Origin of the sequence: Candidatus Nanosynbacter sp. TM7-057 (assembly GCF_022828295.1) — a bacterium.
Taxonomy (GTDB): Bacteria; Patescibacteriota; Saccharimonadia; order Saccharimonadales; family Saccharimonadaceae; genus Nanosynbacter.
In genome coordinates, this window is the sequence record NZ_JAJQJT010000001.1 from 355,215 (window position 1) to 380,743 (window position 25,529).

At 41.5% G+C, this 25,529-nt stretch carries 22 protein-coding genes and 1 tRNA gene; 16 read left to right on the forward strand and 7 right to left on the reverse strand.

The genetic code is table 11. The annotated features are described in order from the left end of the window. Positions 1–825 (forward strand): glycosyltransferase family 2 protein, encoded by an 825-nt coding sequence (locus tag LRM45_RS01840; RefSeq protein ID WP_146422455.1) that lies wholly within the window; start codon positions 1–3, stop codon positions 823–825. 26 nt (positions 826–851) lie between these two features. On the opposite strand, the gene LRM45_RS01845 is transcribed toward LRM45_RS01840, so the two are convergent. Beyond that, a complete protein-coding gene (locus LRM45_RS01845) occupies positions 852–2,966 on the reverse strand; it encodes a hypothetical protein (protein ID WP_243826505.1) in 2,115 nt (704 codons plus the stop codon). Between the two features lie 105 nt (positions 2,967–3,071). Between LRM45_RS01845 and LRM45_RS01850 the strand changes: the two genes are divergently transcribed. The 3 genes from LRM45_RS01850 (at position 3,072) to LRM45_RS01860 (ending at position 5,762) form a co-directional block, all read left to right on the forward strand. After that, a complete protein-coding gene (locus LRM45_RS01850) occupies positions 3,072–3,833 on the forward strand; it encodes an NAD-dependent epimerase/dehydratase family protein (RefSeq protein WP_243826506.1) in 762 nt (253 codons plus the stop codon). Between the two features lie 3 nt (positions 3,834–3,836). Beyond that, on the forward strand, positions 3,837–4,652 hold the full coding sequence (locus tag LRM45_RS01855; protein WP_243826507.1) for a sugar phosphate isomerase/epimerase family protein: 816 nt from the start codon (positions 3,837–3,839) through the stop codon (positions 4,650–4,652). 66 nt (positions 4,653–4,718) lie between these two features. Beyond that, positions 4,719–5,762: a mannose-1-phosphate guanylyltransferase gene (locus LRM45_RS01860; RefSeq protein WP_243826508.1), complete on the forward strand. Its 1,044-nt coding sequence runs from the start codon at positions 4,719–4,721 to the stop codon at positions 5,760–5,762. Between the two features lie 2 nt (positions 5,763–5,764). On the opposite strand, the gene LRM45_RS01865 is transcribed toward LRM45_RS01860, so the two are convergent. Genes LRM45_RS01865 through LRM45_RS01880 form a run of 4 tightly spaced genes read right to left on the reverse strand, consistent with a single transcriptional unit; the run spans position 5,765 to position 10,790 of the window. Beyond that, on the reverse strand, positions 5,765–6,862 hold the full coding sequence (locus tag LRM45_RS01865; RefSeq protein WP_243826509.1) for a glycosyltransferase family 4 protein: 1,098 nt from the start codon (positions 6,860–6,862) through the stop codon (positions 5,765–5,767). Then, on the reverse strand, positions 6,846–7,988 hold the full coding sequence (locus LRM45_RS01870) for a glycosyltransferase (RefSeq protein WP_243826510.1): 1,143 nt from the start codon (positions 7,986–7,988) through the stop codon (positions 6,846–6,848). The genes LRM45_RS01865 and LRM45_RS01870 overlap by 17 nt, the downstream gene beginning before the upstream one ends. Next, positions 7,988–9,409, reverse strand: a complete 1,422-nt coding sequence (locus tag LRM45_RS01875; RefSeq protein ID WP_243826511.1) for a sugar transferase — start codon at positions 9,407–9,409, stop codon at positions 7,988–7,990. The genes LRM45_RS01870 and LRM45_RS01875 overlap by 1 nt, the downstream gene beginning before the upstream one ends. Next, entirely contained in the window at positions 9,393–10,790 is a 1,398-nt protein-coding gene (locus tag LRM45_RS01880) for an O-antigen ligase family protein (protein ID WP_243826512.1), read from the reverse strand. Before LRM45_RS01880 ends, LRM45_RS01875 begins: the two co-directional genes overlap by 17 nt. Before the next feature lie 34 nt (positions 10,791–10,824). Between LRM45_RS01880 and LRM45_RS01885 the strand changes: the two genes are divergently transcribed. Together LRM45_RS01885 and LRM45_RS01890 are read left to right on the forward strand one after the other, a co-directional pair. Continuing rightward, the gene (locus tag LRM45_RS01885; protein ID WP_146424139.1) at positions 10,825–11,157 is read left to right on the forward strand and encodes a LexA family protein; all 333 of its coding nucleotides are present in this window, start codon (positions 10,825–10,827) and stop codon (positions 11,155–11,157) included. Positions 11,158–11,198: 41 nt separating this feature from the next. Next, a tRNA-Asn gene (locus LRM45_RS01890) sits at positions 11,199–11,273 on the forward strand. A gap of 157 nt (positions 11,274–11,430) precedes the next feature. Here LRM45_RS01890 and LRM45_RS01895 read toward each other — a convergent pair. Beyond that, positions 11,431–13,266 carry a family 16 glycosylhydrolase gene (locus LRM45_RS01895; RefSeq protein WP_243826513.1) on the reverse strand — a complete coding sequence of 612 codons (1,836 nt, stop codon included), beginning with the start codon at positions 13,264–13,266 and terminating at the stop codon, positions 11,431–11,433. A gap of 188 nt (positions 13,267–13,454) precedes the next feature. Further along, entirely contained in the window at positions 13,455–14,702 is a 1,248-nt protein-coding gene (locus tag LRM45_RS01900; RefSeq protein WP_243826514.1) for a glycoside hydrolase family 16 protein, read from the reverse strand. Positions 14,703–14,891: 189 nt separating this feature from the next. Here LRM45_RS01900 and LRM45_RS01905 point away from each other — a divergent pair, with 189 nt between their 5' ends. The 10 genes from LRM45_RS01905 (at position 14,892) to LRM45_RS01950 (ending at position 25,527) form a co-directional block, all read left to right on the forward strand. Continuing rightward, positions 14,892–16,550 (forward strand): hypothetical protein, encoded by a 1,659-nt coding sequence (locus LRM45_RS01905; RefSeq protein ID WP_243826515.1) that lies wholly within the window; start codon positions 14,892–14,894, stop codon positions 16,548–16,550. An 81-nt stretch (positions 16,551–16,631) separates the two neighbouring features. Further along, positions 16,632–17,663: a class F sortase gene (locus tag LRM45_RS01910; protein ID WP_243826516.1), complete on the forward strand. Its 1,032-nt coding sequence runs from the start codon at positions 16,632–16,634 to the stop codon at positions 17,661–17,663. Positions 17,664–17,687: 24 nt separating this feature from the next. After that, entirely contained in the window at positions 17,688–18,698 is a 1,011-nt protein-coding gene (locus LRM45_RS01915; RefSeq protein WP_243826517.1) for a hypothetical protein, read from the forward strand. Continuing rightward, positions 18,695–19,234: a kinase gene (locus tag LRM45_RS01920; protein WP_243826518.1), complete on the forward strand. Its 540-nt coding sequence runs from the start codon at positions 18,695–18,697 to the stop codon at positions 19,232–19,234. Before LRM45_RS01915 ends, LRM45_RS01920 begins: the two co-directional genes overlap by 4 nt. Positions 19,235–19,393: 159 nt before the next feature. Then, positions 19,394–21,520, forward strand: a complete 2,127-nt coding sequence (locus tag LRM45_RS01925) for a ribonucleoside triphosphate reductase (RefSeq protein ID WP_243826519.1) — start codon at positions 19,394–19,396, stop codon at positions 21,518–21,520. After that, positions 21,471–22,211, forward strand: coding sequence for an anaerobic ribonucleoside-triphosphate reductase activating protein (locus LRM45_RS01930; RefSeq protein WP_243826520.1), 741 nt, complete (start codon positions 21,471–21,473; stop codon positions 22,209–22,211). Before LRM45_RS01925 ends, LRM45_RS01930 begins: the two co-directional genes overlap by 50 nt. Further along, positions 22,196–22,858 (forward strand): ferredoxin--NADP reductase, encoded by a 663-nt coding sequence (locus LRM45_RS01935; protein WP_243826521.1) that lies wholly within the window; start codon positions 22,196–22,198, stop codon positions 22,856–22,858. The genes LRM45_RS01930 and LRM45_RS01935 overlap by 16 nt, the downstream gene beginning before the upstream one ends. Continuing rightward, positions 22,855–24,681, forward strand: coding sequence for a hypothetical protein (locus LRM45_RS01940; RefSeq protein WP_243826522.1), 1,827 nt, complete (start codon positions 22,855–22,857; stop codon positions 24,679–24,681). The genes LRM45_RS01935 and LRM45_RS01940 overlap by 4 nt, the downstream gene beginning before the upstream one ends. Positions 24,682–24,696: 15 nt before the next feature. After that, on the forward strand, positions 24,697–25,299 hold the full coding sequence (locus tag LRM45_RS01945; protein ID WP_243826523.1) for a hypothetical protein: 603 nt from the start codon (positions 24,697–24,699) through the stop codon (positions 25,297–25,299). Between the two features lie 6 nt (positions 25,300–25,305). After that, positions 25,306–25,527, forward strand: coding sequence for a DUF167 domain-containing protein (locus LRM45_RS01950; RefSeq protein ID WP_243826524.1), 222 nt, complete (start codon positions 25,306–25,308; stop codon positions 25,525–25,527). Positions 25,528–25,529: the final 2 nt, after the last annotated feature.

Here is a 25,529-nt window from a genome sequence, read left to right on the forward strand (position 1 = left end):
ATGGGCAAAATAACTTCTGAGAAAATAAACCAATTACATCCAGAATGGGAATTTCCAGAGTTTGAAATTGATGAGATAAACAAGAAAAAGCATAAATATTGCGTGTGTGTTTTTGTTATCAATGAAGGGGAGCGCATCCAAAAACAGCTACAGAAGATGAAACCGCTGGCTGACCAAATCGATATCGTGGTGGCTGACGGCGGAAGTACTGACGGGTCGCTTGGAATTGATTTTCTAAAGTCTCAAGACGTGCGAGCTTTATTGACGAAAAAAGGTAAGGGTAAACTGAGCGCACAGATGAGAATGGCGTTTGCCTGGGCTCTCTCTGAAGGTTATGAGGGCGTTGTGGTCGTTGATGGAAATGGCAAGGATAGTATAGAAAGAATTCCTAACTTCATCAAATTGCTTGACCAAGGATATGATCACGTCCAAGGCTCACGATTTATACCAGGCGGTAAGGCTGTAAATACGCCGCTTTCGAGGGAAGTTGGTCTTCATCTTATTCACGCGCCATTGATAAGTCTTGCGGCTGGAAAAAGACACACCGATACGACAAATGGATTCCGTGCTTATAGCGCAAAATTGCTCAAAGATCCAGATATTGCTGTATTCCGTGATATATTTCAAACGTACGAACTTCATTATTATCTCGCTATTGAAAGTAGCCGTCGTAAGCAGTACAAAACAGCTGAAACACCAGTTGTGCGAACATATCCGAAGAAGGGTAAAACACCAACGAAGATTAGCCCAATCAAGGGGAATATGCACGTTATGAACGTACTACTTCGTGCGGTGGCTGGAAAATATCGCAAGCCTAAAAAATAGTCTGCTTGCGATAATTATTATTGAAGTTAGTGCTTATTAGTTTCTGTACATTTATCGGCGTTATGTAGGCAGAAGTTACTCTTATAGATATATAAGTTATCTTCTTTAACAGACATCTCGCGGTAAGATATGTCTTGTATTTCGAACGAAACTCCCGGTATCAAACTGTAGGCTTTAGGTGAGATTCGTACAGATGAGTCGTTTGGTCCTAGCGCTATTGGAAAACTCCAACTGGTGTTATACGGTGGCAGTGATATTGGATATTCATGTAGCGACGATCCAGATATTTCCAATAGATATCTCGGCAACTTAGAAGTCATAGGTAAGATACTTTTTGCCTTGTAACGCACAGATATCTCAAACACTCTAATATTATTGCCAGTGCCGGCGTTAATGACGTAATCTCCGTTTGAGGATTTTTGCACGCGACGTTCTGGATATATCGTGGTTTTCTGGTTTGCGCTATCAGATTGGCGTTTCCATAATACGTGAGAATCATTTGTCGCAATTACGGTATAATTATTCAAAAGTTCTTTGTAAAATTGCCAATGACGCGACCATAACCATTCTTCATAAACGAAATATGACGGGTTTAATGTTATGACGTAATCGGGTTTCTGCTCTATAAAATCTTTAGTGTATTTATCTCTTCTATCAGGACCTAATGCATGTATAATATAGTCTTCACCTCCCGAAGATCCGTTTTTCTGCTTGTGAATAGAGTCGTAAACGCTGGTATAAGTAGACCAGATACTAGCACCATTTTTAATGTACGGCGCAAAATCCTCTAATCGCTTTTTCCACGTAACACTCACGTATTCAGAGTCGTCAGTAGAATGTCTAGCCTTCCTTGATTCAGCGACAATGTGTTTTACTGGCATCCAGCTGATTTTTTGCAGGAATATTGCTGCATTGTATCCAATAGCAACTACACAGCCGAGTAGTAATCCGAACACTATAAACGAAACTTTCTTATTTATAGCATTAACGTTCGGCTTCTTTGTTCGGATTATTTTATCCGCCGCGTAAATTAAGACCATTACAAGGATAGATCCCGCAGCTCTTTCTAATGGTATAAGTTGTGCGCCAGGCGCCCAATAGCCAGTTATGGAGACGGCGAACACTATAATTCCATACAGTAATAATATAGAAAAGGTGGAAAATTCTTTTTTGGATAATATCTTTTTCTTTATGCTTATTATATATGCGGCAACTCCACCTATCATAACGGGTAACATATAAAGTAACATTCTTTTTGTGACAAGCTGGTCAAGGGTATTTAATTGCAGGAAACTATTTGGAGGAGCCCCAAAATACCACCCTTGGTCTTTAGGAACTTCAATCAATGCGTAACGAAGCGCGTCGTGTGCGTGACCGAGCGTCATAATTGATAGTACGGCGTAAACTGCAATTGCCACACCAAACAACTCTCCGAAAAACATCATTATCTTTTTCTTTGTGGTTTCTTTTGAGCGAATGTATCGAATGGCTTTAATGATAACGTAAGCAAGAATAAAGGCTAGTCCTTGTTCGGTGCCGCACGCGACAGAAAGTCCCATAATTGTATATAAAATAGGATAATAGAGGTTAATTTTATTTTTGCCAATAGTCATTTGCCAATTTGGATGCCATAACATGAAAGCTGCAGCGATAAACGGGAATGTTGTCCTGAGACCGAGAAGAGAATTGCCCGCCCAAATAGCGTCAATAGCGTCAATAGAGATTATTGTGAATATGCTAGTTGCGAAGATGGATTTTTTAACATTTCTAAAATAAGCCCAAAATAGAAAAAAGGACGAAACGAGGAATAATATTGGCGATACTAATAATTTTGCAACTTCCACGGCGAATAAATTGTGTCCCATAATATAAAATAATGGAAAATGAAGAAGTGGAACTCCGACTCCGTGAAAGAATGGGAAATCTCGTGCCAGAACTTCACCGCCCAGTAGGCGACGGAGCGGGTTATATAATTGGAAAGTTCCATTGGCTGCATACGAATCCATAGCTAAGCCGTTTCCCAATGCCGCAAGCGTAGCGAAAATTACAAAAACTAGTATGTAAACGACACTTACAAATACTGCAGTAAAAAGCAATGTTCGTTTAAGATTTATATTACTTAGAGTCTTACGTATATTCATATTACTTAAACTATTCTAAATTGATATCAGGGATATGTCTATACTAACTAGTGTTATGTCTTTTATATAAAATCTACTATAATAAATATAGGAGGAATTATATTAATGAAAACTGCACTGATTGGATACACTGGATTTGTTGGCGGAAATATTAAGAACCAACACGAGTTTGACGATTATTATAATAGTAAGAACATATCTGATATTGAAGGTAAAGAGTATGATCTCGTGGTTAGTGCTGCGAATCGTGCTGAGATGTGGCGAATTAATCAAGAGCCAGAAGTTGATCGTGCAGAAATTGAAGATTTTATATCGCACATTGAAAAGGCGAAAATTAAGAAACTTGTGCTAATTTCAACAGTTGGAGTTTATAAAAATCCAAATGGTGCCAATGAAGATATGCCTATTGAAACAGAAGGTCTATTGCCGTACGGAGTTAACAGGTATTACCTTGAGCAATTTTGTCGCGAGAATTTTGATACGACTATTGTCCGCTTGCCGGGTTTATTTGGTGATGGTTTGAAGAAGAATGTTATTTATGATCTGATGAATAACAATATGGTTGAAAAAATACACGCTGATGGTATGTACCAATATTATAATCTTGATAACATCTGGCGAGATATTAACATTGCTTTGGAGAATAACTTACCATTAGTTAACCTTGCTACGCCACCAGTCAGTACGCGAGAAGTTGCGAAGGTTGCTTTTGGCATAGATTTTACCAACAAGCCAGAGGGAATAAATCCTGCATATTGGGATATGCACAGCAAATACGCGTCTGTTTATGGAGGTGAGGGAGAATATCTCTATACAAAAGAACAAGAGCTAGACGATATTAAAAAGTTTGTTGCAAGAAGTAGGTAAGGTATGAAATTAGCTATATCAAATATTGCCTGGACTAACGAAGAAGAGGCGGACGTTGCAGCGAAACTGCAAGAGCTTGGCGTGCGTTATATTGAGATTGCGCCAACTAAGATCTGGAGTGATCCAACTAAGGCTACTATTGAACAGATCAATGAATATATCGAATGGTGGAAGAAATACGATATTGAGATTGTAGCCTTTCAGTCGATGCTATTTGCGCGACCTGATCTTAAAATGTTTGAATCAAGCGAGCTTCGTGATGAAACACGTCAATACCTCGCTGATTTTTTGCGATTAGCTGGCGATATGGGCGCTAGTCGATTAGTTTTTGGCTCGCCGAAGAACAGGCACCGAGGCGGAATGTCGACAGAAGAGGCAGATAATATTGCCAATCGCTTTTTCTCTGAGCTTGGTGATGTCGCTAAGCAATATAATACGATGCTTTGTATCGAGCCGAATGCTCCTCAATATAATTGTGATTATATAACAACGGCGGATGAGGGCGCACGACTTGTTCGCACAATCAACTCGGAAGGAATTGGTTTACATCTTGATACTGCATGTATGGCTCTAGCGGGCGATGATATTAGCAAATCAATACAAGATAATGGCGATATATTGAAACATTTCCATATTAGCGCTCCTATGTTGGATCGGGTTTACGATCGTGATGATGTTGATTATCGTGCCGCAGCTGATGCGTTAAAACGTATTGATTATAGCGGTGTTGTTTCAATCGAGATGCGTCCAGGCGAGCAAGGCGAGAACGTAAAGCGCGTGGAAGACACTGTTTCGTTTGTGCGGAATATTTTTGAATGATTTCACTCTAAGCTCTTGCCTAGAAACAGATAGCATTTATGTGCTTAAATCGCTATAATATGTAGTATGATAACTGTAATAATTGCTGGTGGCTCAGGTACGCGTCTATGGCCGCTTTCAACCTCTAATCAACCGAAACAACTTTTAGCACTAACTAGCGAACGTACTATGGTTCAGCAAGCTTATGATCGAGCGAGGAAGCTTGGTGATACAGTTTATGTGGTGACTGAAGCCAGTCACGCTGAAGCGCTTAGAGCGCAACTGCCAGAATTGCCAGACGAAGCGTTTTTGATTGAGCCAGGACGGCGAGGGACTGCGCATTGTATTATATTTGCCTTAGATTATATCAATCGTAATCACGATCACACTGAGCCTATTGCTTTTATTCATTCCGATCACAACGTCCGCGATATTCAAGGTTTTGCCCATTCGTTCGATACGGCGGCGCGCGTTTCTAGTGACCGCGGCTGCATTACGCTTATCGGTATTGAGCCTACTTTTCCGTCAACTGGATTTGGTTACATTCAACGCGATGGTGTGATTGATGCTCGAGCGGGTGTTTATAACGTTGAGTCGTTTAAAGAAAAGCCTAATTATGATACGGCGAAGCAGTATGTTGAGTCGGGGAACTATTTGTGGAACTGTGGCTATTTTGTTGGCTCAGTTGACGTTTTTATGAATGAGATGAAACGAAGTGCTCCTGATTTGTGGTCAAATTATCAAACCTTAGCTTCCGTTGCTGAGTTTGGTGGTGAAGAATATAACAAGACGTACTTAGAGCTTGATAATCAAGTTATTGACATTGCTCTTATCGAGAAAGCGGCTGAGCTTGCGGTAGTGTCGGCTGACTTTGACTGGATGGATATTGGCAATTTCAAGGACCTGCATAATGCGGTAGCTAAAGACGAAAACGACAATTATGTTCGTGGCGAGAATATTCATACTATCGACATCGACAACACTTACATTCGCAATGAACAACCAGATAAACCAGTAGCGGTAATCGGTATTGATAACGTGGTAGTCGTTAATACGCCCGATGGTGTACTAGTAGCGCGCAGGGATGTTGCGGCTAAATGTGGCGATATAGCTAAGAAGCTTCAGGCTTAATCTCAGCTTTTCCGACCATATTTTTCATACACAGCCAAAGTCTGCTCGGCCATGCGTTGCCATGAAAATGTCTTAACGTGTTTCTTGCCTTTTTTAACGAGTTCATTGCGTAATTTGTCATCAGATAAGATGTCGTCAATTGATTTTGCTATATCCTCGACACTGAAAGGGTCAAAATAGTGAGCGGCATCGCCGTGAGTTTCTGGTAAGCAAGTAGCTGTACTCGAAGCGACTGGCGCGCCGTGTAACATTGCCTCTAGTCCTGGCAGACCAAATCCTTCACTAAGCGAAGGGAAGCAATAAACTGCCGTATTTTCGTACATCCAGCGTAATTGCTCGTCTGATATAAAGCCGGTAAACACAACATTTTTAATTCCATGCTCATTTACATATGTCTCGTGGCGAGCGTAATTACTATCTTTTTTACCTGCCAAAGCCAGTGTTAAATCTGGATATTTTTTCTGTAACAAGGCAAAAGCGTCAATTAGCCGTCGAAGGTTTTTATGTGGTGTTGGTCTACCGATATACATAATGAATTTTTTACCAATCAACTCATCAACAGGTTCGTTGCCTTTTGGTAACTCATCCGCAGACTCCAAAGTTACAGTAATTTTCTCTGGGTTTACGCCGGTGAATTCAATCAAATCATTTTTTACGAAGTTAGAAATTGTGATGATGTGTGAAGATTTTTTCGCAACTTTTTTATTGACCCATTTATAAATTTGCTGCTTAATCCAGAAAACGACAGGATTTTTATCAGGATTTTTGAAGCGAACAGTGGTCAAATCTTGCATCGTAGTGACAACTGGACTGGAATTATACCAAACAGGCTGTTGAACCATCGCAAAATGAACTAAGTCTGGATGGAGACTTTCAAGTTGTTTTTTAAAGCCGATTTGCTCAGCAAAAGTGTATTCTTTATATGGGCAAATAACTTTCTGAAATCTTGAATTGCTCGGCTGCCAACTGTCGAAGTCTTTTGGCTTGAGTAGAATAACATAATCGTTTTTATTATCAATTTTCTGCAAATAATGAATCAGTCGTTCGATGTACCGACCAGTGCTAGTCCTTAATGTTCGGGCGTCAATTACGATTTTCACGATAATGTTCCTTCCATGATTTATCAACTATATTTTTTATCGCTTTATGGAAAATTGCGGCTGAAAATTCGTTGGCTGTGGCTGAGATTTTTGTTGGTGAAACTTTTTTGCCAGGAAGTTTCTCTAAGGTTTCTATCAATGAAGAATCTGTTTGCTCATAAAAGAACCAGCCGTTTTTTTCGGGTTTTATATAATCAAGCGCACCGCCAGCTTCATATGCAACCACTGGAATACCAGATGCCAACGCTTCAACTGGCGCGATTCCAAAATCTTCGTGTGAACAAAAAATAAACAAATCTGCTTTTTTAATATATTTTTCTCGCGTGGCATTATCAACGAATCCTAAGAAATTAGTATGTTTATCGGCGATATTTTTTAGATTATCAACGTCTGGACCTTTTCCGATAATATCTAATTGCCAGCCAAGTTTCTGACAAGCTTTAATAGCAATGTCAAGCCGTTTCATTGGTACAATTCGCCCCCAAATCAGACAGCGAGGTTTTTTTGGGATGGACGTTTGCTTGCGATTTTTAGCAAGCGGCGAAAAGCTCGACACGTCAATTGGTGGAAAAATAACCGTACTTTTTCGCTGGTAAAACTCTTCAATGTCAGCCTGAATTCCCGTAGAGTTGGCGATAAAAACATCAACTTGCTGAGCAGCGTTAAAATCTCGTTTTTTCAGTGGTCGGACTAGGGTTTTTAAGCCTAGGCGTGCCAGCCATTGCGGCCGAAAACTTGGTCGTTTGATATATTCGTCGTAGTGCCGCCAATAAAAATGTGTTGGCGTGTGACAATAACAAATATGAAGTTGATCTGGTCTGGATTTACGGACGAATTTTGCCTCGCCATTTCCCGAACTGGAGATGATAATGTCAAATTCACTAAGATCAAGCTTAGCGAACCAACACTGTCTAAGAAGTGGCAACAATCGTCGGATTTTTGAAAACGGCCATCGCTGCAAATAACCAGTAATGACTTTGTTGTCTAATCTTTCTCGCCATTCATCGCTACAAAAAGAAGTGTAAATTGGCGCGTCTGGGTACAATTTGTGAATTTCCAAAACGACTTTTTCGGCTCCGCCGCCGTAAATCCAATCGTGAACTATGGCAATTTTTGGCTTACTCATTAATTATCTTTCTGGAAAATAACCAAGCAGGTTTTTAATAAAATCGTAATGTCCAGCCAGATGCTCCAGTTTTGAACATAATATAAGTCAATTCGTCGACGCTCTTCAAAGCTGATACTGCGCCTGCCAGATACTACTGCCAGTCCAGTTAACCCAGACTTGACCGCCAATAAAACGTGTTTTTTGTCGTAGGCGCTTAATTCGTGCGGCACCAGCGCTCGCGGTCCAACTAGGCTGATATCTCCTTTAACGACGTTGAATAATTGTGGCAATTCATCAAGACTAAAGCGACGAATAAACCGACCAACTGGCGTCACGCGAAAATCATGATCAAGTTTGTCGCCGTTTTTACGGTATTCTTCAATTAGCTCAGGCTTACCGACCATTCGAAACACTTCTTCGTCAGTTTTGCCATCAAACTTTGCATAATGTGAGCGAAATTTGTAAACCTTAAATGGTCGGTTGTAGCGAGTGAGGCGTTTCTGTTGTTTGCCGTGCATTAAAATCGGTCCTGCTGGGTCGCTGATTTTTACGGCAATTGCCACCAAAAGCATAATTGGCGAGGCGATGATAATCCCAGCTGTTCCACCGATAATATCCATAATTCGCTTCACAATTCGCCCATAGCCCATTAGCGGCGTTGGATGAGTGTGAATTAGCGGCACGGAGTCGATGATATCAATAGTGTGTTTGGTGGTCATAATTCCGTCGAATTCCGGCGCTTGATAGAAATCCAGATAATGTTTCTGGGCAATTTGATAATGTTCGCTAACGTTTTTTGAGTCGGTTTGGATGATAACGTCAATTTTATCCCTGGTGAGCGCCGATTCTAATGACGAGCGTCGAAGCTTTTTTAATTCAATAGGAATGAACTGGGTTTGCGCAACAATTCCGCTAATCTTAAAGCCAGTTAACGGATTAGTTTCTATAAAATCAGCTAGAACGTGAGTTAAGTCACAATTGCCAATTAATATAACACGGCGCGCGCCCAAACCGCGCTTTAATAGCTTCAGGCGAACAATATTGGCAGCGCTGCGGAAAATCATTAGTAAAATGAAGCCAATTCCAGTGGCGTAAACCGCGACAAGTTTGGCTGGGAATAACGGAGTATTGGTAAAGAACGCCACGGAAATCATAATCATAATTCCAGTTATTGACGCTAAAAGTATTTGTCCAAAGTTTCGCAATGGGTGTGTGTAAACCTCTCGGTCGTATAAGCCAAAGAAGTAGAACATTACAATCCACAACGGCAGCGTCATAAAAATGGAGGTGATAAAATCCATAGCATTGATGCTGATATGGAATGGTCTAGGATCCAGGGAAATTCGCAAAATATAGGCAATAGTAAATGCGCTTAATAAAGCTATGATATCAAGAACGACCAGAACAATTTTGAAGTAAAAATCAGACTTTTTCCGCATAATCTCTGGGGTAATTATACAAAAATATGCCGATTATAGCAAAACAATGAATCGTATTTATAAAACTGCCAAAAAACCAGAAATGCACAAACATCGCGATGGTTAGAGATAAGATAAATTGAGCTTTAATTTTACGGATGTTTTTTATGGCGAAAAATATAATTATCAACGGGGCAATTAGAAGGGCAAATAGCCCGATGATTCCTAAGCCGCTGAGTAATAATATGTAAAAAACGTAGACCGTTTGGTCCGCTGGGACGTTTACGTGAAGGTGTTTTTGGATGAAATTACCGAGATTGCCGAGTCCAACGCCAAAGAAGAACGTTCGTGGTGATGACAGCCAAGATTTTATGGCTAAGTCACTGGCGCTGAGTCTGTCGTTGGCGGAAGCTTCAACGAAACCGGCAGGCTGGAAAGAATTGTTGCTTGTTGGAATGTTTTCGGCGGGTTTTGGTGACGGATTTTTGGCGATGGATTTTTGCGGAATCTTAATTTTCCCGAGAGATAATTGATCAACCATACTGACGAAGGTATTGTGCGCAATAAAAGGTGTATTGGCGTATCTAATATTGGCTGACGAGAACAATAAGATAAATCCAAATAGTAATCCAGCGAAGATGATTGGAAGTTTTTTACGAATAAAAGATGCGTCAATTCGTTTTATGAAAGCGATTATAAATAAGGCTGTGATGGCGATAAAAATTGCCAAAAATCCGCCACGGGAAAATGTTAAAGATATGGCGAGAGTTGTGAAAAATAGGCTAAATTTGGCTAAGCGAGATTTTGATTGAAATAGCGCAAGGAAAAATGCTGGGAGTAGAGAATTGGCGAAGAACTGCGGTTCGGCGGCGAATAAATTGATTCGTGGAAATCCAAAAACGTCGGCCTTACAACCAGCGCAAAGCGTACCAAATCCTGTTGGTTCAAAAGTGGCGACGATGAGCTGAATAATCGCTAAAATCCCAAAAACCAGCCCGCTCCATAATCCGATTCTGATGAGTTTACGTTTTTCTGATTTTGACAATTCGCTGTAAATTAAGCCAGCGGATAATCCGACGGCGAGTAAGAATAATAGCGATAATGAATATAACGCGGTGCGCAGGCGTGCTTCTGCGAAAAATATTCCGACGCTGATGGCGATAAAAATTGCCAAAAATCCGCCAATTAGCCATCGGTTTTTCAGTAATTCTTGGCGTTTTTTAAGTAGTAATGGCAAGGAAAATAACAGTAGGCTTACGGCAACAATTTGATATAATCCTACGCGCAGCGACGGGAAATCCAGAATCGATAAGCCGACGCTGGGATGCAGGGCAAAGCCGCCACTAAAAATAACAATAGCCAATAGCCAGAATCGAACGTCGTTAATGTATTTTTTTGCCATATTTTAAGTATAGCGTATGGTGTATACTTTAGATATGAAACTGACGAAAAAGCAAAAAATAATGTTGGATTTTATCGATGGATTTATAAAGGGCAATGGCTATAGTCCGACGCTTCGGGAAATTATGCGCGCCTTGGGCTATAAATCGGTATCAACGGTAGCAAAACACGTTGATAATTTGGTGGCTGCGGGATTTTTAGAGAAGCAGGATGGCGAAGTTAGGTCTTTGACGCTGAGCAGTGAGAAAAAAGAAGTTTGGTGGCAGAATTTAGCGAAAGAAATTAAGAAGAGAGAAGCCGAAGACGACGAAAAATCACGCTCGGAAGTGGAGATTTTAAAAAAAGCATTGGAAATTGTCCGTCAGTAACTTTACAACTATTCAAAAACTCGCTATAATACAAGACATATTCCGGCATAGCTCAGTGGTAGAGCGGTTGGCTGTTAACCAATAGGTCGCTGGTTCGAGCCCAGCTGCCGGAGCCAAATCGAATTTTAAGACTTCAACAAGTATAGTTGAGGTCTTTTTTATTGTTTTTGCGGTTATACATTTCTAATAACGCGGAATAGGGACGAGAGGCTGATATTGTTGAGCAAAAAATTACCACCTCATCACGGGGTGGTAATTTTATGTAGCCTCTGGTTATCGTAGAATGAATAGTCCTGCGGCAACTAATGCTAGGGTGGCGATAACACCTAAGAAGGCATTAAATCCTGTGTTTGCAAGTAGTCCGCTTACAGCATCCTGAGGCTTATTAGCTGGATTATGAGCGGCAGCTGACGGATTTCCAGGCTGTGGTTGTGGCTGTGGTTGTGGCTGCGGCTGTGGCTGTGGCTGAGGCTGAGGCTGCGGCTGCGGCTGTGGTTGTGGCTGAGGCTGAGGCTGCGGCTGTGGTTGTGGTTGACCTGCCCTAGGGATCGCTGATGTGTCGATAGCCAGAGTACCGCTAAATGTAGCTGAAACTGTTCCGAGCGTTACACTTCTGGTCCAAGGGGTATTCAGGATAGGGGATGCTCCGCTGGCTGGTAGTGATAGTAGCTGAATATTTCCAGGAGTTGCTGTGTCGTTGACGACTTCCGCTGAGTTGGTTACAGAAACCGTGTTTCCTGCCAAATCCTTCAGCGGTGAAGCGAATGATTTGTCGTTAGGCTTAACACTAACTCGCTGATTTTCAAGACGTAGGGAAGTCAGGGATGTTAATCCAGCTAGCGGACTTATATCGGCGAAGCAGTTATTTCTTAAGGATAGAATTTTTAGAGAAGTTAGACCAGATAGTGGGCTTAGGTCTGAGATATAGTTGTTGTTTAACAACAAGTTCTGAAGATTCTTAGCAGCTTCTATTCCGGTTAGGTCGTAAATGTTTGAGTAACTTAGGTTAAGATCTGTCAATCTTTCCAACTCTACGTCAGTAATTTTTTGATCGTCTTTACGATTAGTGCTAAATACTGTTGACAGTCTGTCATTAAGCAACTTGCGCAGTTGTGTGTCCTTGACTTCAACCTCTTTGGGTTTTCGCATCTCGTACACGCGGACGTAGTCGACTGACATAGTTGCCGGGAAGCCCTCTCCATTTGCAGCTCCTACTGAGTTGATAGGATCATCCCATGGTGAATCAATGTAATTGCCGCCAATGGCTAAGTTAAGTCGTAAGAAGAAGTCTTGATCAAAGGGTCCATTAGGACTTCCTGTGGAGTTTGAATTCTTAAATTCGGTAATTGTGTGATGCCATTCTCCGTCAATGAAGTATTCAAGTTTTCCTTCAGTCCATTTTACGCCGTACGTGTGCCACTCTGTAGTGTCATTAGTGCCGAACTTACTTGATGGAATAACTCCTTGGCGGTTTCTGTGACTACCAGTTTGACCGGTCGGTGTATTCTTGTCTCGCCAGTGTGCGTCGGATGCAGCGAATTGGCGATTAGAGCCTTTTGCCTCTACGATGTCGATCTCGCCCCAATCAGGCCAACCAGGACCGTACGGAGAGTTATTAGGACTCATCCAAAAACCAGGCCAGGTACTCTTATTCTTTGGCATTTTTATGCGAGCTTCAATGTAGCCATATTTAAAATATGCCTTATTTTTCGTCTGTACGAATCCGGAAGTGAAGTTACCAGTTTTAGTGTTACCGCCAGTACAGGTTGCTCCTGGTTTGTATAGTCCAATTAGATTTAAGTTGCCGCCACTGACATTGATGTTTTCATCTGATCTCGTGTAGCAGTTTCGAACTTGTTGGTTTTCGTCTTTCCATCCGCCATTAAGAGCTGTCCATTTGGTTCCATCTAGCGAATTTCCGTCAAACTCGTCACGCCAAACAGGTTCTGGATTCCAGTTTTCAGTATCTGTTGGCGGATATGGACTTCCTATACCTTTGGCGTTGTCCATTGGCAGAGTAAATAATGCCCCACCAACAAGAACACTAACAGTCATTACCGCAGTTACTATTTTAACTTTTGTATTAAAAAAACGTCTTTTTATTAACATTTTTTGTTTTCTCCCAAATATTTTTTATCCATCGCTAGTGTAACAATAAGCGGAATAAAAGTAAAGAATATTATGTAGTTATTTTAACAACAGAGCTGTGAAAACGCTGAATACTGAGGTTTTAAGCTGAAATAAAAAATTGCCATCCCGTAATGAGATGACAATTTTCCTGTAAACGCCTGAGCTAATTAGCGATTAATCGTTAGGCTTATTGACTTTAGAGATTTGATGTTAGAAACTGCTCTTAGGTCGAAGACGGAGTTGTTCTTAAGAGATAAAGTCTTAAGGTTTTTAGCCGCCTCTAAGCCTGTTAAATCGTGAATTTTTTCTGCTTCTGATGCGTTGTCGGCTGCATCCAGGTTAAGGTCTGTCAATTTTTCCAACTCTACGTCAGTAATTTTTTGATCGTCTTTACGATTAGTGCTAAGCGCTGTTGACAGTTTTTTATTAAGTTGAGTGCGCAAATTGTTATCTGGCACGTTGATTTCCTTAGCTGTTCGCCTTTCGTATACGCGGACATAATCGATTGACATAGTTGCTGGGAATGACTTTGGATATTTAGCTAGGGCGTTGTAGGCGTTTGACCATTTACTGCCTTTACCGTCGATGTAATCACCGCCGATTGCTAAGTTAAGTCGCAAGAAGAATGGTTGATCAAACGGACCATAAGGCGCGTTTGCTGCGTTTGGCTGATCGAATCCGTTGACCGTGTGGAACTTTACGCCGTCAATGTAATATTCCAATTTTCCTTCAGTCCATTTTACGCCGTAAGTGTGCCACTGAGTGGTGTCTTTAAATCCAGCTGGCAAATCTCTACCTTGAGCATGTTTTTTATTGTATGCTGAAAGTCCCCAGTGAGCGTCTGCTGCCGCGTAATCTAAGTTAGAGCCTTTAGTTTCTACGATGTCAATTTCACCACTGCGAGGCCAACTGCCGTATGTAGGTTTATCAGGACTCATCCAAAAACCAGGCCAGGTACTCTTATTATTTGGCATTTTTATGCGAGCCTCGATGTAGCCGTAAGTCCAAGATTTTTTACCCTTCGTTTCTACGAATCCAGAGGTGAAGTTGCCGCTTTTTTCATTTCCTTTGCAACGCGCGCCAGGCTTGTATAGTCCTACTAAGTTTAGGCTGCCGTTTTTAACATTCACATTCTCTTCGCTCCTACTATAGCAGCTTTGGACGTTATTAGCGCTCCATCCGCTGCCGTATATATTCCAAGATTCTTTATCTAACGATGTGCCGTCAAATTCATCACGCCAAACAGGTTCTGTGTTCCAATGAGTACTATCATTTAATGGATAATCATCGCTGACGACACTCTTAGCTTGTCCAGTCGGCAAGGTAAGTAGCGATCCACCAATGAATAGTCCAGCGGCTATTACTCCAGTTAATATTTTAACTTTTGTATTTAAAAAGCGTTTTCTTATTAACATACACCTCCTTAGATTTAAGTATAAAAATTCATTATAACAATAAGTGCAATAAAAGCAAAAGCGAAACAGATAGAGTATATAGTTTTTTGTTGTATTTTATACAATTATGCTTGTAAAAATTATTTAGCGATGATATTGTGAATGCGTAAACTAAATTAAAAATACAAACATGTATGGGGGGGAACAAAAATGGGTGTTTCTTATACTAAATTAGCCAGTGTTGTGGCTGTGGCTGCTGTCGTTGGGGCGGTGGTATTCCACCAGCCAGTTAATGCTGCACCAGCTACATTTACTTGGACTGGCGCAGCTGGTGATCATAAAATGTCAACCGCTGGTAACTGGAAAGAAGGTGCAGTGCCAACAGAAGGCTCTAAGTTGGTATTTAAGTGTGTTGAGGTTGGTCTTGGTAAGGAACACATTCAGAACGATTTAACAGTAGCTCTGTCAGGATTAGAAGTTAAAAAGTTGGACAGCCTTCCTATGTACAGGCACTGCATCGAATATATTATTGATAAGATACGATTTACGCCAGATGCTGAATTTACTGGTGACCATACTACTATCGAGAGTAAAGACCGTATTAAAATACCGGTTATTACTGTTACTGGTGCTGTAACTGGTCTGTCAAACCTGAAATCGAATGGATTTGATGGTGTATTTAAGAGCGAACCGACAATAAACCGTCTTGAGGTTGCTAATGCTGGATATAATAATATAATTGAGTATATAAAAGCTGCAGAAAAAATTGTCGGAGAAAATGCTAATGTGAGGCTAGAGGACGGTAATAATATCTTGGTTAAAAATAAAGGCCTGTTAGAGATTAATAACTATGGCAGTGAGACAGGTGCCAATAAAATTACTTTTGAAAATGGTGCAATGATTTCTCATAGATCAGAGTGTCGAGTCTATACCTGTGGATATGGTCCAGACGTAACGACTGTTCTGTCTGGTGATATTGTACTTAACGGTGATGTTGAATATAATCTAGCGTCGAATACTACAGTAAAGATTACAGGAAAACTTAGTGGCCCTGGTAAGTTCGTTGCTCATAAAGATAATAAAGGTGTTGTGCTAGTTGAGTCTTCAAACAATACCAGCGGTATCCCGAATGGTCGGTATGGTAATCCTCATGAGGCTAAATTAATAAAATTAGACGGCGAGAAAGATGAGGATCTGATCGTTAAAAGAGGTGAAACAGTTTTACTAAATGGTCGTTGTTATATGGTGAGTGTGAATGAAGGCGGTGTGTTCGGCGGTAACGCTACTTTAAAAAATCTTTTTGTAACAGGTGTTGTTTCTCCGGGCAACTTACCGGATAACTCACCAGGTAAAATTACTATAGAGGAACATGGATTTTTCGAACTATATCGTACCGGTGTTTATAAGGCGAAAATTCTAGATAAAGATCATTATGACCAGATTTCTGCAAGTTACATCAGCCTAGGTGGTAGTTTAGACTTAACACTCTTGGCTGGTGGTGTCGTTAAGAAGGGTGATACCTTTACGATCATTGATAATAAAGACACTAACCCTGTTTACAGCGGATCGTTCTATGATGATCCTAACACTACCCCTCCTGGCGGAGGAACGTTTAAGGACTTACCGGAAGGCGCAGAAATAACTGTAGGTGGCGTAACCTTCAAGATTAGTTATGTTGGCGGTGACGGTAATGATGTTGTACTGACAGCACTGAATGACTGGAACGTTCCAAAAGCTTCGAAAGCTCCAAAAGCTCCAAATACAGGTGGTGAAAAATTGGCTGTTAACTTGATTGGCGCCATAGCTGGAGTAGCTTCAGCGGTGACGTTGCTGGTTATGGCAAAGCGAAAAAGCTTTAATAAAAAATAAAAAACCAAAATTAAAAGCGGACAGACACGTCGTAAGTAGTTTGACGCAGGGCGTGTCTGTTTACCGCAATAAAAACAGACAATGATACAAAGAGAACGAAAAATTAATCGTAGTTTGCAGACGCCATTAAGAGCGAGGGGGCGAGTGACTATACCTCGGCGTGGATTGGCAAGTAATGTTGTCGCTAATACTGTCAGTAATGTGAATACGAAGAACATTGTGGACGTTGTGCGCACTTCCGCACCAGCCAAGGTGAGGTCGACCCAGCAATCCAAGGTGAGGCCGACCCAGCAATATGCGAAAAAACCAATAAATCATGCACGAATTAATAAAAGATTAGCTCGTGCGGCTCGCCTGTTAGTTATTTGTAAAAAATCAATAGCTAATGGTTGCCGTGACGGTAAAAAAAGGCACACCAAGCGATATTTACAAAATATTTTAGGTAGCAACTTTTGTAAAAAAGCACCTAGTTTTGCGGCTTCTGCTCTTTTGATAATCTCGATATATTCGTTTGCTGACTCCTGGCTGCTTAATAATCGAATAAAAAACGCTGTAAATGCGACGCCGGTAGCTGCACGTAGCGATAATCTGGACGATCGAAAAAATAGTGAAGGTAAAGACGAAACTAAAGTGTCTGATGATGCTATTGCCAAATATAAGGTTGCTGCAGATTTGCCGCGAGTCATTACCATTGAGAAATTGGGGGTTAAGGCTAGGGTTTTGCAGATGAACGTCAATTCGGACGGCTCAATGCAGTCTCCTATAAATATTTTTGATGCAGGATGGTACACTGGTAGCGTTAAGCCAGGTCAGCCAGGGGCATCTATTATTGTCGGACATGCGTCGGGTACAACTTTGGGCGGAGTTTTTAATAAGTTAGAATCTTTGAATGCCGGTGATACGATTAGTGTCGAGCGTGGCGACGGTAAAATACTGCGCTATCAGGTAATAAAAAAACAAACAGTTAAATTATCCGATGTGGATATGAATAGTTTTATTCGGCCAGCTGATGGTGTATCTGAGGGTTTGAATTTGATGACATGTGCAGGAGAATGGATAAAAAATTCTCAAACTCGTAATAGCCGAGTAATGATATTTACTAAGCGGATTTAAGCTGTCTGATGTTATAATTTATACATGGAAACATTGCCAGATCACGATAAATTATTAACCGACAGAGCCTTGCGGTGTGCGGCGACGGAGCTAAACGTTGATTCATCTGAATTACGGATCACGCCAGTAAGTGGCGGCTTTTCGCTTAATCGTCGAGCGTTGGTGTCGTCTGGCGGTCGAACGATTTTCGTTAAAGAAGTTGATGCTAATTTATTGTCGGATGAGGGCGAGCGGGAACTAGGCTGGCTAAAAAAAGATTATGCAGTAACACGTTTGTTACAGAAGACTTATCCGCAATATGTTGCTGATTGGACTGAATTGGCTGATGACGGTTACGTGTTGATGACGAGCAGTTACGCTTCGTCAGATGGGTGGTTGTGGCAACCTCCGACGGATAACTCTGTCGCGGAACGTTATATTTCGACAGTGATAACCGCGGTTCGCGAGTTGGAAAAAATAAAATTGCCGCAGGAACTAATTGAAGAATTGCAATTACAGCCGTTTGTGGCGAGAGAGCTTGGCTTAGACGATGGAATTGATCAGATTATTGCTGATGCTGATATTCGTCGTCGGTTGATTGATAATTATCAAAAACTATTGCCAAATCAGTTGGAGATTAATCAGCGGCGTTGTCAGAATATAATTGAGCTGTTAGAAAAGCGCGATGAGTTGATTAATATTTCGGCGCGCGCTAAAGAATTTGCCAAGCAGACGGAGGACTGCTTTAATCATTCGGATGTTCGTAGTGACAATTTGGCATTTAATTCGCAAACTGGCGAGTTGAAGTTGGTTGATTGGAATTGGGTTTCCTATGCGCCCCAGGGATCTGGTGCGACAGAATTTCTGGTTGATATGGCGCGCCATGGCCATGACGTAACGCCGTGGCTAGGTGAGTTGAACGCGGAAATGCTGGCGTCATTTGTCGGATTTTTCCTTATACGTAGTTTAAAACCACCACTCAAGCCGGGTGATAATCTTCGTCAAATGCAGGCGTTATCAGCGGCTGTTGCTTATGATTTACTGGAGCGTATGTGACGGCTTCTCATCCGCTAATCATTCTCCGCGGTAATTCTGGTTGCGGCAAAACTAGTACGGCGCGCTTACTCCAGCGTCAACTAGGCTACGGCACGATGTTGGTGTCACAGGATGTGGTGCGCCGGGAAATACTGCGCGTGAAAGATAGCGAAGGAAATCCGGCGATTCAGCTGATTTACGATCTATGTATGTATGGCAATAACGTTGGTTATACGGTGATTTTGGAGGGTATTTTGAGCAATAAAAAATACGGTGCGATGCTGCGCCGGCTACTGGGTGATTTTCAAGGTGAAAAACTGATTTATTATTTTGACGTATCGTTTGAGGAAACGGTGCGCCGCCACGCTACCAAGCCAAACGCTCATGAATTTGGCGAATCAGAAATGCGCCAGTGGTGGAAAGATCAAGATGTTTTGAATGTGCCAGGCGAGCAGCGAATCGGTGAACAGCTGTCTCAGGCAGAAATTGTTGATCTGATTCACCACGACGTTTTGGTATTATCAGAGGGAGCAAATGCTTCCGCATCTCGTATGTAAATAATACAATGTACTTTCATTGACAGACGCTATATATCGCGTGTATATTCAATATTAAGCACTACATATGGTGTTTTAGAAAATAAATAACGTTTTTTGCAACACGTACCCACTGGAGAGGTTGGGTTGGTTTGCTATTTTTATAAACAAGGAGGGGGAATGTATAAATCAATTAAAAAACGCGACGGTCGAACTGCTAAATTTGATCGGAAAAAAATTGAAAAAGCAATTGAAAAAGCAGGACTGGAAACTGGCGAATTTGACGCCGCTCAAGCAGTTGAATTGACCGACAAGGTTTTGGGTGTTTTGGAAACTCGTAACCAAAAGCGTCTACCAAGCGTTGAAGATATTCAGGACATTGTTGAGGATGCGTTGATTGACTCTAAGTTTAAGAAGACTGCAAAGGCGTACATTATTTACCGCGATCAGCATAAAAAATTGCGCGAAATTACCTCTAATGCACACGTTGATTTGATTGATAAATATCTGAAAAATTTGGACTGGAAAGTTAATGAAAACTCTAATATGGGCTACAGTCTTCAGGGTTTGAATAACTATGTTTCAGCGGAGATTACGAAGACTTACTGGTTGGATAAGATTTATACGTCGAAGATTGGACAAGCTCACAAAGAAGGCGACTTGCACATTCACGACCTTAACTTGCTAAGCGTTTATTGTGTTGGTTGGGATCTGACTGACTTATTACAAGAAGGATTTACTGGCGTGGCTGGTAAGGTTGCATCTAAGCCAGCTAAGCATTTCCGATCAGCGCTTGGTCAAGTTGTAAACTTCTTTTATACATTACAGGGCGAAGCGGCTGGTGCGCAGGCTTTCTCTGATTTTGACACGCTATTAGCGCCGTTTATTCGTGCCGACAAATTGAGCTATGAGGAAGTAAAACAGGCTATTCAAGAATTCGTCTTTAATGTCAACGTGCCGACTCGTGTTGGCTTTCAGACGCCATTCACCAACATTACGCTTGACCTTGAATGTCCAAAGCACATGGCAGATAATCCAGTAATTATTGGCGGCGAAATGCAGGACACGACTTATGGCGAATATCAAGAAGAAATGAATATGCTAAACAAGGCGCTGCTGGAGGTTCTTTCTGAGGGCGACGCCAATGGTCGAGTCTTTACGTTCCCAATCCCAACGGTTAATATCACCAAGGATTTCAATTGGGATAATCCAGTGATTGAAAGTTTGTGGGAAGCTAGCGCTAAATACGGCATTCCGTACTTCTCAAACTTCATCAATTCTGACATGGACCCAGAAGATGCTCGCTCGATGTGCTGTCGATTACGTATTGATAATCGTCAATTGGAATATCGTGGCGGCGGCTTGTTCGGCTCAAATCCAATGACTGGTTCGGTCGGTGTGGTAACGATAAACTTGCCACGACTGGCGCTAAAATCCAAGAACGAAAAAGAATTCTTTAAGGGATTGGCTGAACTTATGGATATGGCAAAAGACAGTTTGGAAACCAAGCGTAAAGTTTTGGAGCGATTGACCGACGCTAATTTGTATCCGTACACCAAGTTTTATTTGCGAAACATTAAACAGCGTTTCAATCAATATTGGAAGAACCATTTTTCAACTATTGGTTTGATCGGCACGAACGAGGCGGCGCTTAATTTGCTGGGCGTTGATATTGGCACGGAAAAAGGTAAGGCTTTTGCTGAAAAAACGCTTGATTTTATGCGCGATCGTTTGGTGGAATATCAGAAGGAAACTGGCAATAATTACAATCTTGAGGCAACGCCAGCTGAAGGCACGACGTATCGATTGGCGCAGCTTGATAAAGCCAGCTTCCCAGATCGAGCGCATTTTGCTAATGGAATTGGCGCGGACGTTAAATGTCCGTTTTATACCAACTCTAGCCACTTGCCGGTTAACTACACGGACGATTTGTTTGAGTTGATGGATCTTCAGGACAATTTGCAAACCAAGTATACAGGTGGCACGGTGATTCACTTCTTCTTAGGTGAGCGTATGGACGATCCGCAAACTTTGAAAAAATTGGTGAAAACGATTTGCGAAAATTACAAATTGCCATACTTTACATTCAGCCCAAGCTTCTCAATTTGCAAGAATCACGGCTATATTGTTGGTGAACATCCAGAATGTCCAAAGTGTGGTGAAGCAACTGAAGTTTACTCACGTGTGGTTGGTTTCTTGCGTCCAGTTTCTCAATGGAATAAGGGCAAGCAAGCGGAATTTGAAATGAGGGAACATTATGACAATGCCGCCGAACACCAGCGACTTAGCGCCGTCGCGGCAGCTTAAGGTGTCAATTGGTGGAATTCAGAAGCTGTCGCTCGTGGATTATCCAGGGCACGTGGCGGCAGCTCTGTTTCTCTCTGGTTGTAATATGCGCTGCGGTTATTGTCATAATCCTGAATTGGTATTACCTGAACGGTTGGCGCCGAGCCTTCCAGTTGATGAAGTGATGATATTTCTAAAATCGCGAGTTGGTCGACTGGACGGCGTGGTGATTTCTGGCGGTGAGCCAACGGTAAATGAAGATTTGCCGAAGTTATGTCGGATGATTAAGGAACTTAGTTTTGATATTAAGCTGGACACCAACGGTACGCATCCAGATATAGTTCGCGGAATGGTTGAAGAAGGGCTGATTGACTTTATTGCGATGGACGTGAAAGGTCCACTGGAAAAATATGTTGAAATTGCGGCGCGACCGATTGATTTGGAAGCGATTAAGGAGAATGTTCGGTTGATGATTGATTCGGGAATTGATCACGAATTCCGCACGACGATTGTCCGCGAGCAATTAGAAGTTAGCGATTTTGAGAAGATTGGCGAGTTGGTTAAGGGCGCGAAAAGATTTGCCTTGCAGCATTTTCGCACCGGCACGACAATTAGTCCAAAGTTTGCGAATTACCACACTTTTACTGACGAAGAATTTAGAGAAGCTCAGAAAATAATGGAAAGGTACGTTGGAGAATGCGTGATTCATTAGAGGTTGAAATTGTGCGCGTCCGTCAGGAAAATCCTGAAGTGAAGACGTTATATTTTGCGCGACCGTTCGACTTTACCGCCGGACAATATATTACGGTTTTTATTGATGGCAGTAGCGTGCGTGAAGGGAAGGCTTATAGCATTTCTTCTACTCCTGACGATGAGCTAATGTCGATTACCGTGAAGAATGTTGGTGGTGAATTTTCTAGCTATTTATGTTCACGGAATGTTGGCGATAAATTACAAATTAGCCACGCTTACGGCGATTTTAATCCGCAAACAGAAAGTCCTTTGGTCGGAATTGCTGCGGGCTGTGGACTTAGTCCAATTTGGAGCGTTATAGCAAGTTCTAGTCAGCCGACGTTTTTATATTTTAGTCAAAAATCGCCAGAATATATGGTTTTTGAAAATGAGCTAGCGGCGTCAAATATTAAAGTAAAGAAGTTCAGCACTCGCCAGCAAGTTGAAGAAAAAGACGGTTGGTTTAACGGTCGATTTGATGTAGAAAAAATTGTTCATGAAACGCCAGAAGATGCGCATTTTTTGGTCTGTGGAAGTTTGCCGTTTGTTAGAGATGTTTGGCAAAAATTATCCGCTGCCGGCGTAAGTGAATTGAAAATTTCAACGGAGACGTTTTTTGAGCAATGAACGAAGGTTTGGCGGATGGAGCGGGCGATTTTAATGTTTTCTCGGCGTTGAATGGCGATGCTAATTTTCAGGATCTATCTTCAGAAATTGATGACGATGCGGCTGAATTAAATTTGGTAGAAGCGGTTGCTAGCGGCGAGAAAATTGATACGTCATTTGCTGAGGAAAATGAAGCGGAAACAACAGAAGAATGTTTGAGCGACGAAAGGCGATCGGAAATTTGCCAAAACGTAGTCAGCGCAGCGTGCGCCAGTTGTGCTGCGGCGGGAACTTGCTCAATACTAAGAATGCGAAATTTTGCCAAAGAGAATTTACAGCCGGTAGCAGAAGAGCCGAAAAGTTATTTGTCTGACTTAATGAATGATGATTGTGATTTTGTTGTTGCTGGATATGTCAGTGCTGATAACGAAGAGAATCCGCCCGAGTCGATTGAAAAAGATAGTCCATCAGAAAATGAGAAGGCTGAATCTATACCAGAAAAACCTGCGGTTAAGTCGGAAGTGAGTGATGATGACGCGTCGATGCATACGTCGGCGGAAAGCAATGAGGCGAACGAACCGACGGATGATGAATGTTTGGATAGTGAGAGTGTGTCGTCGGAAAATATTCCAAGCGTGAAAATAGTCAAAGAAAATATTCAGCCGAGAATTAACGAAGAGCCGGAAGAGACCGAGGCGGCTAGTCAGATTAATTTGGTGGATCCGGAAGACGTTGATGAAAAAGTAGATATTCATAAAGAAGATATGTCTTCTGAAAATCAAGCTCCTCAGTTTGTTGATAAAGAGGATGAATTGCCGAGAGAATTACCTATAAAGAAAGATAACTATATAGGGGCTGAAAACGACATAAACTCTGCACCGATTTTGGAAGATTCTACTCCAAAGGAAGATCTGGTTGAGAAAGTTATTCCTAATGAGTTAATTTCCTCGCCTGTGCGTGATTTTGTTCAAGTCAATAATGAAATTGATATGGCGATGAAAGATGACGATAATAATGCGCCAGCTGAGACGGAGTTGAGCGATGGGGCTGTACGTGAAAGAACTGAATCTGTTGAGTTGACAGAGAATAGGGATAATTCGCTAACTTTACCGCAATGCGATCTTGAAGAGCGTGAAGTATATTTCGAAGATTCAGAGAATGTTGCTGTGGCTGAGATTTCTGATGATCGTGCGGTTGTGAGCAAAACGGACAATACGGTGGATGAGTTGGGTGATTGCGCAGAATTGAGCAAAGAAGCTACGCGTGAATTGGATGATTTGGGTGATCGTGTAGAGTTGGATGAAGAAGGCGTGTGTGAATTGGAAGAATTGCCGACTAGCAAGTCTGAAATAATAGGGCAATTTATTCCTAATTTGAAATTAGCCGGCGATGAAATTGGTCAGAATAATATTGTCGATAAGGTTGTGAAAAAAGTCGCGGAAAAAACTGAATTGGCTGAAGAATGTAGCGAATTGATTGCTATGGATGATTGTGATGAGTCAAAATGCTCTGTAAAAATTGAAGAATCGAGCGATTGTTGTGATGATACCGATAACGCTTTAAGCAGGGAATTAAATACTCCAGTTTTTCAAGAAATTCCTACTTTACCAGATGATTCATCGGAGGAAAAAGCTAATTATAATTGTGACGAAGATGATGCCAATAATACAAATATATCCGGCGTTTATTCGGGGCTTTGGGCTGATGATAGTCCGTTGAATCCGGAAGATGATAAGACTTCAAACGTCAGCTATAATTCTAGTGTACTTTCTCAGCTGATAGCATTAGTTGGTTCGTTGGCGGTTAGGATTGTCATCAAGAAACAAGAAGAATTGTGTAAATAGATATATAATAAGCGTATGAATGATAAAGAAAATATTATTAATGTCGCTCGTGCCATTATTCGCATTGGTGACGCCGCTGAAAAAGCCAAAGATTATGGTTTGTTGAAGTCGCTAGAGGAAATGGTTGATCAGTTGGCTCGACATAATGTTAAGGACGCTGAGGTTGATATGCAGTTGCTGCTGGAGTATATTAAATCGTTGAACGATTGTGAATATTGCCGAGCGTCTAACAGCGAGATGAGTACTGCTGATTTGGTGAATGAAATAAATCGACAATTAGCGCGTCTTAGTCAGGAACAAGTGGATAATTCCAATAAATCTGCTTTGGAATTTGAGCCGACAGTTCATTTAGTGACTGCGAATTATGCCAAAGACGAAAATGGGACGACTTCTGGTGTATCGATAGCTTTGGTTTTTAATAGAGATGGCTCGGTAAGTGCACCGCGCGATCATTTTTTGAATGCGGAATTGCTTAATTATTTTAACGATAAACATCAGGTCGATTATCAATTTATTGAAGATGATTTACCGCCGAAACTTCAGGATTATCAATTAGTCGCTGGAACGGCGGAAGCGAGAGAAATTTTGCCACGGGAATTGGAAGTGATAAATTTTTAAGATTTTATGAAAATCTCCGTACACATTAAACCAAACTCTCGCCATCGTGAGGAAGTTGTGAAAAATGACGATGACACATTGACGGTTTATGTCAAATCTCCAGCAATTGAAGGTCGAGCCAACGCGGCGGCTATTAAATTATTGGCAAAACATTTTAAGGTTGCATCGTCCAAGGTTAAATTAGTGCGCGGTGCAACTTCAAAATATAAGATATTTGAGATTGATTAAGT

Coding starts and splice junctions, on each gene's coding strand:
- LRM45_RS01840 (WP_146422455.1), top strand. CDS start 1: ATGGGCAAAATAACTTCTGAGAAAATAAACCAATTACATCCAGAATGG.
- LRM45_RS01845 (WP_243826505.1), bottom strand. CDS start 2,966: ATGAATATACGTAAGACTCTAAGTAATATAAATCTTAAACGAACATTG.
- LRM45_RS01850 (WP_243826506.1), top strand. CDS start 3,072: ATGAAAACTGCACTGATTGGATACACTGGATTTGTTGGCGGAAATATT.
- LRM45_RS01855 (WP_243826507.1), top strand. CDS start 3,837: ATGAAATTAGCTATATCAAATATTGCCTGGACTAACGAAGAAGAGGCG.
- LRM45_RS01860 (WP_243826508.1), top strand. CDS start 4,719: ATGATAACTGTAATAATTGCTGGTGGCTCAGGTACGCGTCTATGGCCG.
- LRM45_RS01870 (WP_243826510.1), bottom strand. CDS start 7,988: ATGAGTAAGCCAAAAATTGCCATAGTTCACGATTGGATTTACGGCGGC.
- LRM45_RS01875 (WP_243826511.1), bottom strand. CDS start 9,409: ATGCGGAAAAAGTCTGATTTTTACTTCAAAATTGTTCTGGTCGTTCTT.
- LRM45_RS01880 (WP_243826512.1), bottom strand. CDS start 10,790: ATGGCAAAAAAATACATTAACGACGTTCGATTCTGGCTATTGGCTATT.
- LRM45_RS01885 (WP_146424139.1), top strand. CDS start 10,825: ATGAAACTGACGAAAAAGCAAAAAATAATGTTGGATTTTATCGATGGA.
- LRM45_RS01895 (WP_243826513.1), bottom strand. CDS start 13,266: ATGTTAATAAAAAGACGTTTTTTTAATACAAAAGTTAAAATAGTAACT.
- LRM45_RS01900 (WP_243826514.1), bottom strand. CDS start 14,702: ATGTTAATAAGAAAACGCTTTTTAAATACAAAAGTTAAAATATTAACT.
- LRM45_RS01905 (WP_243826515.1), top strand. CDS start 14,892: ATGGGTGTTTCTTATACTAAATTAGCCAGTGTTGTGGCTGTGGCTGCT.
- LRM45_RS01910 (WP_243826516.1), top strand. CDS start 16,632: ATGATACAAAGAGAACGAAAAATTAATCGTAGTTTGCAGACGCCATTA.
- LRM45_RS01915 (WP_243826517.1), top strand. CDS start 17,688: ATGGAAACATTGCCAGATCACGATAAATTATTAACCGACAGAGCCTTG.
- LRM45_RS01925 (WP_243826519.1), top strand. CDS start 19,394: ATGTATAAATCAATTAAAAAACGCGACGGTCGAACTGCTAAATTTGAT.
- LRM45_RS01930 (WP_243826520.1), top strand. CDS start 21,471: ATGACAATGCCGCCGAACACCAGCGACTTAGCGCCGTCGCGGCAGCTT.
- LRM45_RS01935 (WP_243826521.1), top strand. CDS start 22,196: ATGCGTGATTCATTAGAGGTTGAAATTGTGCGCGTCCGTCAGGAAAAT.
- LRM45_RS01940 (WP_243826522.1), top strand. CDS start 22,855: ATGAACGAAGGTTTGGCGGATGGAGCGGGCGATTTTAATGTTTTCTCG.
- LRM45_RS01945 (WP_243826523.1), top strand. CDS start 24,697: ATGAATGATAAAGAAAATATTATTAATGTCGCTCGTGCCATTATTCGC.
- LRM45_RS01950 (WP_243826524.1), top strand. CDS start 25,306: ATGAAAATCTCCGTACACATTAAACCAAACTCTCGCCATCGTGAGGAA.